Raw genomic sequence first — 12,601 nt, forward strand, 5'->3', positions numbered from 1 at the left:
TCTGTGGCACCCCGAGGTGGATTCTGATGGTGCGTCCTCCCACTTCCAGGTCGGTCGTACCCGGACCTGGCCGCCTCGGTCTCGTCGAGGAGACTGCGCCGTCCGATCTGCGCACCCTGGGCTGGACGGGCGAAGAGAGTCTGGAGCTGCTGTGGTCGCTCTCGCGTGCCCCCAATGCCGATCTCGCACTGCGCACGCTGGTGCGCATGTACGAGATGCTCGGCAGTGGCTGGGCCGAATTCGACGCCGCACTGCGTAACGACAAGGGATTCCGCGGCCGCCTCCTGGGACTCGTCGGCGCGTCCAGTGCGCTCGCGGACCACCTCGTTGCCGACGACACCACCTGGCGGTTGTTACTGACCGCGGAAGGTCAGAGCAGCGGTGTCTCGGCGAAGATCCAGTTGCCCAGCAAGGCAACGCTGGTCGCGGAACTGCTCGAGGCCGTCGGGGCCGAGCCGGAGACCGGGCCGAATGCCGCACCCGATCTGTACCGCGCGTCCGTCACCGGCCCGCCCGCCGTGATCGCCCTGCGCAAGAAGTACCGCGACCAGATCATGGTGTTGGCCGCGTACGACCTCGCCGCGACCGTCGAGAACGAACCGGTTCTGCCGTACACGGTGGTGGGAGCCCAACTGTCCGACATGGCAGACGCGGCGCTCACTGCGGCTCTGTCGGTGGCGGTGGCGACCGTGTGTCCCGATGCCCCGTGTCCGACGCGGCTGGCCGTCATCGCCATGGGCAAATGCGGTGCGCGCGAACTCAATTACGTCTCGGACGTCGATGTCGTGTTCGTCGCCGAGCCGGCGGACTCACAGGCGAGTCGGATCGCCGGCGAGATGATGCGCATCGGGTCCTCGGCGTTCTTCGAGGTCGACGCTGCGCTTCGCCCCGAAGGTAAGCGCGGCGAGCTGGTTCGCACGCTCGACTCGCACGTGGCCTACTACAAGCGCTGGGCCAAGACGTGGGAGTTCCAGGCCCTGCTCAAGGCTCGGCCGATGACCGGCGATATCGCCCTCGGCAACGATTACGTCGATGCCGTCAACCCGATGGTGTGGCTGGCCAGTCAGCGTGAGGACTTCGTGCCCGAGGTCCGCGCGATGCGGCGACGGGTCGAGGAGATGGTGCCGACCGAGCTGCGCGAACGGGAGATCAAACTCGGACGCGGCAGTCTGCGCGACGTCGAATTCGCCGTCCAGCTCCTGCAATTGGTGCACGGCCGAACAGACGAGTCGTTGCGCGTACTGGGCACGACCGATGCCCTGACGGCTCTGACCGAGGGCGGGTACGTCGGCCGTGACGACGCCGCGAATCTGACCGCGTCCTATGAATTCTTGCGATTGATCGAGCACCGACTGCAGTTGCAGCGGATGCGTCGCACACACACCCTGCCTCCACCGGACGACGAGGAAGGTCTGCGGTGGCTCGCGCGTTCCGCGCACATGCGCCCCGACGGTAACCGCGATGCGCTCGGTGTGCTGAACGCCGAGATCAAGCGCAACGCGCAGCGCATCCGTCGGCTGCACGCCAAGCTCTTCTACCGACCGTTGCTCGACTCGGTGGTCAAATTCGACTCGGAGACAGTGCGTTTGACCCCCGACGCGGCGACGCGTCAGCTTGCCGCGCTCGGGTACGCGACGCCGCAGAATGCGTTGGGCCACCTGCGAGCGCTGGTCGGTTCCGGTACCCGCCGCGGTCAGATTCAGGCCGTGCTGCTGCCGACGTTGCTCGAATGGCTCGCCGACACACCGGATCCCGACGCCGGACTGCTGAACTACCGACGGCTCTCGGAATCGGCCGGCGAGCAGACGTGGTTCCTGCGAGTGCTGCGCGACGAGGGTGCGGTGGCCCAGCGGCTGATGATCGTCCTCGGATCCTCGGCGTACGTGCCGGATCTGCTGATCAAGGCCCCCGAGGTCATCAGGTTGTTCGCCGACGGGCCCACCGGCCCGCGCCTGCTGGACGCCGAACCCGAAGAGACCTACCGCGCCATCCTGTCGTCCTCGGCTCGCTACGAGGACCCGGTTCGGGCGATCAACGCCGCCAGGGCGCTGCGCCGCCACGAACTGGCCCGGGTGGCCTCGGCCGACATACTGGGCATGCTCGACGTCCCTCAGGTCTGCCGGGCGTTGTCCTCGGTGTGGGCCGCAGTGATCAACGCGGCATTGGCGGCCGCTGTGCGGGCGAGTGAGAAGGAGCGTGGCGAACCGGCACCGGCGACGCTGGCCGTCATCGGCATGGGACGCCTCGGCGGCGGCGAACTCGGCTACGGAAGCGACGCCGACGTGCTGTTCGTCTGTGAACCGGTGGACGGCGTCGACGAGACCGTTGCGGTCAAGTGGGCCAACACCATTGCCGATCGCATCCGGAAACTGCTCGGAGCGCCGAGCACCGACCCGCCTCTCGAGGTCGACACCGGCCTGCGCCCGGAAGGTCGCAACGGCCCGGTGGTGCGCACGCTGTCGTCCTACGCCGCGTACTACGCCCAGTGGGCGCAGGCCTGGGAGGTACAAGCTCTGCTGCGTGCGCATCAGGTGGCGGGAGATCAGGACCTGGGCATCCGCTTCCTGCTGATGGCCGACAAGGTTCGCTACCCCGAGGGTGGAGTGTCGGCCGACGCCGTCCGTGAAATTCGGCGTATCAAGGCGCGGATCGACTCCGAACGTCTCCCCAAGGGAGCCGACCCGGCCACCCACACCAAGCTCGGACGCGGGGGACTGGCGGACATCGAGTGGACCGTACAGCTCATCCAGCTCCGCTACGCACACAAGGTCGAGTCACTGCACAACACCTCGACGCTGCAAACTCTCGACGCGATCGGCGCAGCCGAGCTGATGAGTGAGACAGACATCGAGCTGCTGCGCGAAGCGTGGATCCTGGCGACGAAAGCGCGCAATGCGCTCGTCCTGGTTCGCGGTAAGCCGACCGACCAACTGCCGAGACCGGGTGCCGTCCTGTCCGCCGTCGCACAGGTGGCGGGGTGGGAGAACGGCGACGCCGGGGCATTCCTCGACAACTACCTGCGCGTCACGCGTCGGGCCAAGGCGGTCGTGGAGAGGACGTTCGGCGGGCTCTAGTCGCTGCCCGCGGTGACGAAGCCCTGCTCGACCATCCAGTCACGTGCTACGTCCGCGGGTTCCCGGCCGTCGATGTCGACCTGCTTGTTCAACTCCGAGATCGCTTCGTTGGTGAGCGCAGCGGAAATGGGCGCGGTGACCTCGGCTATCTCCGGATAGCGATCGGCGATCTCCTGCCGCACGACGACAGTCGCGTTGTATCGCGGGAAGAACGCCTTGTCGTCCTCGACCACGGTCAGGTTCAGGCCCTTGATTCGGCCGTCGGTGGTGAACACCTCACCGAATCGGCACTGCGAACCGTCCGCGGTTGCCTGGTAGATGACGCCGGTCTGCAGAATCTGCACCGAGATGGCGTTGGCGTCGAAACCGTACGTGGCGGCGAGGCCGGGGAGTCCGTCCTGGCGACTGTTGAACTCGGTCTCGACGCACAGCGACGCGGCGGCGGGATCTCGGTTCACCAGAGCGGCGTAGTCCGACAGCGTGCGCACACCGGTCTCCTGCGCGACCTGCTGATTCATGGCCAGCGCGTAGGTGTTGTCCATCGGCGCGGGATTGACCCAGTCGATGCCGTTGGCCTTGTCGGCGTCGCGCACTGCCTCGAACTGTTCCGTGGCATCGGGAATGGGCTTCTCGTTGCCCAGGTAGTTGATCCACCCGGTTCCGGTGTATTCGTAGGCGAGGTCCACCTGGCCGTTCTGCATCGCGAGTCGAACGCTCTGCGAGCCCACGATGTTGGTGAGGTCTCGAACGTCGGCACCGGCTGCGCTCAGCGCGAATTCGAGGATGTAGCCGAGGATGATCTGCTCGGTGAAGTCCTTCGATCCGACGGTGAACTCGGCACCTTCGAGCCCCTCGAGCGGAGTGATGCTGCCGGCCTCGACCGACAACGGCATCGCGCCGCCGGACTGCAATCCGCACCCCGTCAGCGCGAGAACGGTGGTGGCGGACAGCGCTGCGAGTCGTCGGGTGGTGCGCCGCATCAGCGGAGTCCTTTCGGTCCGAGGTAGGCCTCGGCGAGTGCGCCCAGCCAATCCACCAACAGCGCGAGTGCCACCGCGAGAACGGCACCCACGACGAGAATGAGTGGTTGGTTGAGCTTGTAGCCGGTGTCGATCAGCACGCCGAGCCCGCCTGCTCCGACGAGAAAGCTCAGAGTTGCGGTGCCGACGGCGAGCACGAGCGAGGTGCGCAGACCCGCCAGGATGAACGGAACCGCGAGCGGAAATTCGATGCGGCGCAGAATGCCCATGTTCGACATGCCCTGTCCGCGAGCGGCATCGATGTAGTTCGGCTCGACTGTCTGAAAGCCCAACATGGTGTTGCGCAGAACGGGGAGCAACGAATAGAACGCGATCGGGAGAACACCGGTCCAGAAACCCGTTGCGCCCGTCCACAGGAACAACAACACCAGCAAGCCGACGGCCGGTGCGGCCTGCCCGATGTTCGCGATACCGATGAACAGTGGTGCAGCCTTGCGATACCCGTTGCGAGTCAACAGAATTCCCAGAGGAACGGCGATGACGAGCACCAACGCGGTGACGACGAAGGTGATCAGCACATGCTCGAGAACCCGGGTGGAGATCGTGCTGATGTTGATCGTCTCGGCCTGCGTCGCGGTGAGGTCTCTGGTCAACGCGTAGACCAACAGAATCGCCACGATCACCAGCACCAGGGCCGGCTGGATGAGAAGACGAATTCGCTCGGCGCGCTTGGCAGTACGCGCGGCGTCCTTGGTCTCGTCGCCGGTATCGGCGAGTGTCGTCACGACGGAGTCCCAGCAGCTTCGCGCGGCTCGTCGTGATCGTTCGCGTGTTGCGACCGCAACGACTTGATGGTGTCGATCAGCACGTCGATGGTCACGGTGCCGACGTACTCGCCGCGATTGCCGGTGACGGTCGCCGTCGCATTGCCCTCGGACAGTAGAGCTTCCAGAGCATCCTGCAGGGTCGACTGGGTCGACACCAGTTCCCCCATCGGCACCCCGACGTCACGGAGGCTCTCCACACCCGCGAGGTGGCGTCGATCCGTCCATCGAATCGGGCGTCTACGGGAGTCGACGATGATTCCCCAGGCTTCGGGATCCGATCCCAGCGCGGAGTTCATCGACTCCACCGAGTCGTCCTCGCCGAACACCGGCACGTCGGACAGCTCGATGTCGCGTACTCGCATCAACGTCAGCTGCTTCAAAGCGGCTCCGGCTCCGACGAACCCGGCCACGGTGTCGTCGGCCGGGTTGGCGAGCACCGCCTCGGGAGTGTCGTACTGGAGGATCGTGGACTGGTTACCGAGCACGGCGATGCGGTCACCGAGCTTGACCGCCTCGTCGAAATCGTGCGTGACGAAAACGATGGTCTTGCCCAATTCTGCTTGCAGACGCATCAATTCGTCCTGCAGCAACCCGCGGGTGATCGGGTCGACGGCACCGAACGGTTCGTCCATCAACAGCACCGGGGGATCGGCGGCAAGAGCGCGTGCGACTCCGACGCGTTGCTGCTGACCGCCGGAGAGCTGCCGCGGATAACGCTGGCGATAGACCGCCGGATCGAGGCCGACGAGGTCCAGCATCTCGTCCGTGCGGTCGTCGATTCGCTTCTTGTTCCACCCGATCAGACCCGGCACCATGCCGACGTTCTGCGCAATCGTCATGTGCGGGAACAGGCCTGCCTGCTGAATGGAATAACCGATGGTGCGGCGCAATTCGTTCGGATCGATCGACAGTGCGTCCTTGCCACCGATCGTGATGCGGCCCGATGTCGGCTCGATCAGACGGTTGATCATGCGCATCGTCGTCGTCTTGCCGCAACCGGACGGCCCGACGAGTACGACGACCTCGCCCGCGGGGATGGTCATCGACACGTTGTCGACGGCAGCGAGCTTCTGCCCCGGGTAGCTCTTGGTCACGTTCTCGAGCACGATTTCCGCGCCGGAGACATTCGATGTACGGGTCGAGTCACTCACGGATACCCCTCGAGGTGGTCAGTTTGCCGATCAACACGTAGATCCCATCGAGGATCAACGCCAGCAGGACGATCAGGACAGTGCCGGTCAGAGCCTGCGGTAGAGCTGTGGGGCTACCCACGCGGGCGAGGCCCGAGAAGAGGAGGTTGCCGAGTCCGGGACCCTTGGCGTACGCGGCGATGGCGAGAATGCCCATGGCCATCTGGGTACTGACGCGCATGCCGGTGAGGATCGACGGCCACGCGAGTGGGATCTCGATGCGGCGCAACACCAGAGCGCGGCTCATTCCGATTCCGCGAGCCGCGTCGGCAACGGCCGGATCGACGGCTGCCAAGCCCACCACGGTGTTGCGGATGATGGGGAGAAGCGAGTACAGAACAAGTGCTGTCACAGTGGGTTTGACGCCCAGACCCAGCACCGGAATGAGAACTCCGAGCAGTGCGAACGACGGGATGGTGAGAACCGTACTCGCCAGGGCCGTCGCGACTGCGGAGCCCGCAGGGCTTCGGTACACGAGCACACCGATCGCCACCCCGATGACGGTTGCAATGACGACACATTGAATGACGGCCGACACGTGGAGATACGAATCGATCGCCAACTGCCTTCGCCGCCCGACAATGAAGTCCCACAGAGCGTCCATGCAGTTGTAGTCCTCTGTTCGGCTGAGCGCGGATGCTTTTCTGTACCCCGTCGTTACCCATTCAAACGTCAGGTGAACCCTTTTGCAGCGAAACGACGAAATGGCTTCGGCGACAAGCCCATTCGAACCGCGAACGCCCGACCGGGTCAGCCCGGTCGGGCGTTCGTGGACTATCGACGGGTCACCGACGAAAGATGACCCGAGAACTCACACGTCGTAGTAGAGCGAGAACTCGTACGGGTGCGGACGCAGGTTGACCGGAGCGATCTCCTGCTCACGCTTGAGCGAGATCCACGTCTCGATGAGGTCGGTGGTGAAGACGCCACCCTCGGTGAGGTAGTCGTGGTCGGCCTCGAGACGGTCGATGACCGCGTTGAGCGAGGTGGGTGCCTGAGGAATGTTCTTGGCTTCCTCGGGCGGCAACTCGTAGAGGTCCTTGTCGACCGGAGCCATCGGCTCGATCTTGTTCTTGATTCCGTCCAGGCCCGCCATCATCTGAGCGGCGAAGTTCAGGTACGGGTTGCCCGAGGAGTCCGGCGCGCGGAACTCGAGGCGCTTGGCCTTCGGGTTGTTACCGGTGATCGGGATGCGCACCGCCGCAGAGCGGTTGCGCTGGCTGTAGACCAGGTTGATGGGGGCTTCGTAGCCCGGCACCAGGCGGTGGTACGAGTTGATCGTCGGGTTCGTGAAGGCCAACAGCGACGGAGCGTGGTGCAGAATGCCGCCGATGTAGTGACGTGCCAGATCGGACAGTCCGGCGTATCCGGCCTCGTCGTGGAAGAGGGGCTTACCGTCCTTCCACAGCGACTGGTGCACGTGCATGCCCGAGCCGTTGTCGCCGAACAGTGGCTTCGGCATGAAGGTTGCCGACTTGCCGTTCTGCCAGGCGGTGTTCTTGACGATGTACTTGAACAGCTGCAGATCGTCCGCCGCGCGGAGCAGCGTGTTGAACTTGTAGTTGATCTCCTGCTGACCGCCGGTGCCGACCTCGTGGTGGGCACGCTCGAGCTCGAAGCCTGCGTTCTGCAGGTTGGTCGAGATCTGGTCGCGCAGGTCGACGTAGTGGTCGTACGGCGCGACGGGGAAGTAGCCGCCCTTGAAGCGAACCTTGTAGCCGAGGTTGGGGCTGCCATCGGCTTCGGTCTCGGCTCCGGTGTTCCACCAACCCGAGGACGAGTCGACCTCGTAGAACGCACCGTTGGCCTGCGAATCGAAGCGAACCGAATCGAAGATGTAGAACTCGGCCTCGGCACCGAAGTACGCGGTGTCGGCAATGCCGGTGCTGGCCAAGTACTCCTCGGCCTTACGAGCAACGTTGCGCGGATCGCGGCTGTAGGCCTCACGCGTGAACGGGTCGTGGACGAAGAAGTCGATGTTCAGCGTCTTGGCGTTGCGGAACGGGTCGACCTGAGCGGTGGCGTAGTCCGGCAGCAGGATCATGTCGGACTCGTGGATCGACTGGAAGCCGCGGACGGACGAGCCGTCGAACGCGAGGCCGTCTTCCAGGGTGTCGGCCGTGAAGGCCTTGGCAGCAATGGAGAAGTGCTGCTGCGCACCCGGCAGATCGGTGAACCGGATGTCGACGTATTCGATTCCTTCATCTGCGATGAACTTGATGACCTCTTGGGCCGTGGAAAACGCCACGCTTTTGCTCCTTAGTTGAGTCCGTCGAACTGACGGTATGGACTCGGTGTTGCCCGCCCGTCAAGCTCGTGTTTCGCCCGTGTTACACGTCGTGGTTCACGGTTGGCACGAACAACAGTACGTCCACCCGTTTTTCCGTGTGCCCGACCGCGCCTATCCTGGGAATCATGGCACGAATGACAGGGTCCTGGTTGTCCGGACCGGCGGCCGCGAACCCACGACCGCCGCAGAACTTCCGTGGGGAACAACTCGGTCTGCCCGCGGAGGGCGTCGGCGCACTCGCCGGAACCGGTCGTAGAGTCCTGGCGTTGCTGCTGGACTGGACGATGGCCACCGGTGTGGCGTCGCTGATTCTCGGCGGTTACACCACCAGCGGACTGATCTCGACGATCGTGCTGGCCGTGTGGTTCGTCGTAGGAATCGCGAGTGTCTCGCTGTTCTCGTTCACCCCGGGGCAGTTCATCGTGGGAGTGCAGGTGGGACGCATCGACGCCCATGCGCGAGTCGGTTTCGTCCGGGCATTGGTGCGGCAGCTCATTCTGCTGTTCGTCGTCCCGGCCGTGATCACCGACATGGACGGCCGGGGAATGCACGACCGCGCAACGGGAACAGCCCTGCTGCGGACCCGCTGAGGGGTCGACGCACCAGGGCTGTCGGTCGAAATACGGGTCAGCGACGCTTCATGGTCCGCTGAACGCCCTTCATCTTGGCCCCACCGGGAATCGGTCCCTTGGGCATTGCCGGGCCACCCTTGGTGCCCAACGCGGCCAGCCGGGACTCGATGGTGTCCATCCGCTTGCCGTCGATGTTCTTCGGCAGCTTCGACAGATACTTCTGCAGACCCGACAGTGGAATCTGGTTCTCCCCGTTGCCGACGATGATGTCGTAGATCGGAGTATCGCCCACCAGCCGGGCGGTCTTCTTCTTCTCCTGGGCCAGCAGGGTCTTCACACGCTGCGGCGCACCCTCGGCCACGAGTATCACTCCGGGCTTCCCGATCACCCGGTGCACGGCGTCGAGATGAGTGGTGCCTGCGATCGCATTGGTGACACGCCACGATCCCTGAAGATTGTCCAGGGCCCACGCCGCAGCACCGGCCTGACCGTCGGCCTTCTTGTACACGGACTTCTGAACCCGCCGGCCGAAGATGATGAACGCGACCAGCACGCCCAACAGGAGACCGATGGGGAGAAGGAACCACTGGAAGCCGAAGGCCAGACCGATCAGGAAGCCGATCAGCCCGAGACCGACCACCGCTCCGATCATGAGCGGAAGGAGAGCCTTGTCGTCCTTACGCTGCATCTGGAACGCCTGCCACAACTGGCTGCGCCGTTCCTTCGATGCCTGCTTGCGGGCTGCCTTGGCAGCCGCCTTTGCTTCCTTGCTGGGCTTTGCCGCTTTGCCAGCTTTACTGCCGTTCGCCATACCTCACAGGATACGGCCTGTGCCGACGCTCACGTGCATCGCGCCACGTCGAGTGGAGCGATCAGCGAGGAGCCAGCCGAGCCATCAACGAGCTGGCCTCCTGAGAAGCTTCGCCGCCGTCGGTGAGGTGGCTCATGCTCTCGGGCAGTTCGCGACCGTGGTGTGCCATGGCCTGCGCGTAGAGGCGTCCGGCGCGGTACGAGGAGCGGACCAACGGGCCGGCCAGCACGCCGGCGAACCCGACATCGGTGGCGTAGTCGGAGTGCTCGACGAACTCCTCCGGCTTGACCCACCGCTCGACGGGGTGGTGCCGCGGTGACGGTCGCAGGTACTGGGTGATCGTCAGGATGTCGCAGCCCGCCTCGTGCAGGTCGCGAATCGCTTCCTGGACTTCCTCGGGAGTCTCGCCCATGCCGAGAATGAGATTCGACTTGGTGACCAGACCGTCGTCACGCGCTGCGGTGATGACGTCCATCGACCGCTGGTACCGGAATGCGGGACGGATGCGCTTGAAGATGCGCGGCACGGTCTCGACGTTGTGGGCCAACACCTCCGGGCGGGAGGAGAACACCTCGGCCAGCTGATCGGGCTTGGCGTTGAAGTCGGGGATCAGCAGCTCGACGCCGGTGTTGGGGTTGAGCTTCTTGATGTACCGGACGGTCTCTGCGTACAGCCACGCACCACCGTCTTCGAGGTCGTCGCGGGCGACACCGGTGATCGTGGAGTAGCGCAGGCCCATGGCCTGCACACTCTCCGCCACGCGGCGAGGCTCGTCACGATCGAGATCCTCGGGCTTGCCGGTATCGATCTGGCAGAAATCGCATCGACGGGTGCATTGTTCGCCGCCGATGAGGAAGGTCGCCTCGCGATCTTCCCAGCATTCGTAGATATTCGGGCAGCCGGCTTCCTCGCACACCGTGTGCAGACCCTCACGCTTCACAAGACCTTTGAGCTCGGTGTATTCCGGGCCCATCTTGGCTTTGGTCTTGATCCAGCTGGGTTTGCGTTCGATGGGGGTCTCCGCATTTCGGATCTCGAGGCGGAGCAGCTTGCGTCCTTCTGGGGCCACAGTCACGCCAGCAATGCTACGCGCCGAACCGAACCGTGGTGAATTGCGGGTTCACCGTCGCGGTGGTGATCTCCGGGTGCTCGAGCTCGTGCTCTCTGACCGGCATCGATCCGTCCAACGCGGCCAGAACTGCCGTCGTGACCGACTCGAGTACCTCGGCGACCGGGACGTCTCGCCCCAGCTCGAGCGACAGCGACGTCACACCGGCGTCGGCGATTCCGCACGGCACGATCGCGTCGAAACCCGTCATCGCCGAATTGCAGTTGAGGGAGAAGCCGTGCAGGGTCACGCCGCGCTGAACTCGCACGCCGATGGCCGCGATCTTGCGTTCGGGTAGAAGCACGCCGTCGCGAACCTCGGACGCGAGCCACACCCCGGACCTGCCGTCCACCCGCCCGCACGCGATACCGTGATCGGACACCACGGAAATCAGCGCTTCCTCGATCCGGCGGACGTACTTGACGACATCGATCGGCTGCGCCAGCGCGACGATGGGGTAGCCGACCAGTTGACCCGGCCCGTGCCAGGTGATCTTGCCGCCGCGGTCCACCTCGACCACGGGGGTACCGTCGCGCGGCATGTCTTCTTCCGAGGTGCGCCGCCCCGCGGTGTACACGGAAGGGTGCTCGAGCAACAGCAACGTGTCCGGGCCCCGATTGTCGGCGCGGGCGTCGGCCAGTTCCCGCTGGAGAGCCCACGCCTGGGTGTACTCGACGGTGCCCAGCTCTCGCACGACGACCGGTTCGCTGCTGGCCCGGGCCGAGTCGGTGCCGGTGGCCGGAATCGACGGGGCGTTCACGTCACTCATGAACCGAGACGCTACGCCGGGTCATGAGCCGACAGCCACCCGCAGTGCCTCGCCCACGGTGTTGTGCTCGAAGGTGTAGCCCGCGTCCTCGAGTGCCTTGGGAATGGCTCGCGGCCCGGTCAGGATCGCCTCCTCGGCGAATTCACCGATGACCGCTTTCAGGGCGAATCCGGGCACCACCCACGGGGCCGGACGATGCACCGCTCGCGACATCGCGCTGTTGAACTGGGCGTTGGTCACCGGAGTCGGCCCCACCATGTTGACCGGTCCGCGCAGCGAGTCGTTCTCGATACCGTGCACGATGGCACCGATTTCGTCTTCCAACGAAATCCACGGGAAGTACTGGCGGCCACTGCCCAATCGACCACCGAGCGCGAACAGGTACAGCGGGCGCAGCTTGCCCAGCATGCCGCCGCGCTGCGACAGCACCACACCGCTGCGCAACAGAATCGTGCGAACACCTGCCTCCGACGCCGCAGCCGTGGCGTTCTCCCAATCGCGGCACACCTCGGCGAGAAATCCGTCTCCTACCGGAGCGGTCTCGTCGACCACGCGGTCGCCGGTGTCACCGTAGAAATTGACGCCGCTGGCATTGATCAGGGTGGGGACACCCGCGTCGGCCGCAGCCGACGCGATCACCTCGGTAGGCGCTATGCGGCTGTCGCGCACCAGCTGCTTGTACGCACCGGACCATCTTTTGTCGCCGATACCGACACCACACAGATTGACGACCGCATCGGCACCGGCCAGCACAGCGGGGTCGATACTGCCGTGCGACGGGTCCCACTGCGACTCGTCCGGTCCCGCCGGTGAACGTCTGACCAGTCTGGTGACGTCGTGGCTGCGGCCGCGCAGAGCTGCAACGAGAGCTGTGCCGATCAAGCCTGATGAACCTGCAATGACTATGCGCATGTGAACGAAAGCCTCCTTGACGCACTCCGGGGCACCATTCGCGAACGAATGATGCCCCGGATGCTCTG

General features: G+C 64.9%; 11 protein-coding genes. 2 read left to right on the forward strand and 9 right to left on the reverse strand.

Going from position 1 to position 12,601, the window contains the following annotated elements:
• The first annotated feature begins 26 nt into the window (after positions 1-26).
• Positions 27-3,074 carry a bifunctional [glutamine synthetase] adenylyltransferase/[glutamine synthetase]-adenylyl-L-tyrosine phosphorylase gene (locus tag CH266_RS19460; RefSeq protein WP_094644280.1) on the forward strand — a complete coding sequence of 1,016 codons (3,048 nt, stop codon included), beginning with the start codon at positions 27-29 and terminating at the stop codon, positions 3,072-3,074.
• Here the strand turns inward: CH266_RS19460 and CH266_RS19465 are convergent.
• The 5 genes from CH266_RS19465 to glnA form a co-directional block, all read right to left on the reverse strand.
• On the reverse strand, positions 3,071-4,054 hold the full coding sequence (locus CH266_RS19465; RefSeq protein ID WP_032382798.1) for a glycine betaine ABC transporter substrate-binding protein: 984 nt from the start codon (positions 4,052-4,054) through the stop codon (positions 3,071-3,073). The two genes, CH266_RS19460 and CH266_RS19465, sit on opposite strands and share 4 nt — an antisense overlap.
• The gene (locus CH266_RS19470) at positions 4,054-4,839 is read right to left on the reverse strand and encodes an ABC transporter permease (RefSeq protein WP_027497409.1); all 786 of its coding nucleotides are present in this window, start codon (positions 4,837-4,839) and stop codon (positions 4,054-4,056) included. The genes CH266_RS19465 and CH266_RS19470 overlap by 1 nt, the downstream gene beginning before the upstream one ends.
• On the reverse strand, positions 4,836-6,032 hold the full coding sequence (locus tag CH266_RS19475; RefSeq protein ID WP_094715969.1) for an ABC transporter ATP-binding protein: 1,197 nt from the start codon (positions 6,030-6,032) through the stop codon (positions 4,836-4,838). The genes CH266_RS19470 and CH266_RS19475 overlap by 4 nt, the downstream gene beginning before the upstream one ends.
• Positions 6,025-6,675, reverse strand: coding sequence for an ABC transporter permease (locus tag CH266_RS19480; protein ID WP_027497407.1), 651 nt, complete (start codon positions 6,673-6,675; stop codon positions 6,025-6,027). The genes CH266_RS19475 and CH266_RS19480 overlap by 8 nt, the downstream gene beginning before the upstream one ends.
• 207 nt (positions 6,676-6,882) lie before the next feature.
• Complete coding sequence (gene glnA, locus CH266_RS19485; protein WP_032368128.1) at positions 6,883-8,319, reverse strand: type I glutamate--ammonia ligase; 1,437 nt, start codon at positions 8,317-8,319, stop codon at positions 6,883-6,885.
• 167 nt (positions 8,320-8,486) lie between these two features.
• On the opposite strand from glnA, the gene CH266_RS19490 reads away from it, so the two are divergent.
• On the forward strand, positions 8,487-8,951 hold the full coding sequence (locus tag CH266_RS19490) for an RDD family protein (RefSeq protein ID WP_094715970.1): 465 nt from the start codon (positions 8,487-8,489) through the stop codon (positions 8,949-8,951).
• A 37-nt stretch (positions 8,952-8,988) separates the two neighbouring features.
• On the opposite strand, the gene CH266_RS19495 is transcribed toward CH266_RS19490, so the two are convergent.
• The 4 genes from CH266_RS19495 to CH266_RS19510 all read right to left on the reverse strand — a co-directional run bounded on the left by CH266_RS19495 (position 8,989) and on the right by CH266_RS19510 (position 12,533).
• Positions 8,989-9,744 carry a DUF4191 domain-containing protein gene (locus tag CH266_RS19495; protein WP_027497404.1) on the reverse strand — a complete coding sequence of 252 codons (756 nt, stop codon included), beginning with the start codon at positions 9,742-9,744 and terminating at the stop codon, positions 8,989-8,991.
• Between the two features lie 61 nt (positions 9,745-9,805).
• Positions 9,806-10,819, reverse strand: a complete 1,014-nt coding sequence (lipA, locus tag CH266_RS19500) for a lipoyl synthase (protein WP_174557282.1) — start codon at positions 10,817-10,819, stop codon at positions 9,806-9,808.
• A 10-nt stretch (positions 10,820-10,829) separates the two neighbouring features.
• On the reverse strand, positions 10,830-11,621 hold the full coding sequence (gene lipB / locus CH266_RS19505) for a lipoyl(octanoyl) transferase LipB (RefSeq protein ID WP_032370282.1): 792 nt from the start codon (positions 11,619-11,621) through the stop codon (positions 10,830-10,832).
• A 21-nt stretch (positions 11,622-11,642) separates the two neighbouring features.
• A complete protein-coding gene (locus CH266_RS19510; protein ID WP_094715971.1) occupies positions 11,643-12,533 on the reverse strand; it encodes a TIGR01777 family oxidoreductase in 891 nt (296 codons plus the stop codon).
• Positions 12,534-12,601 lie beyond the last annotated feature (68 nt).

Source organism: Rhodococcus sp. 06-1474-1B, from assembly GCF_002258885.1.
Classification (GTDB): domain Bacteria; phylum Actinomycetota; class Actinomycetes; order Mycobacteriales; family Mycobacteriaceae; genus Rhodococcoides; species Rhodococcoides fascians.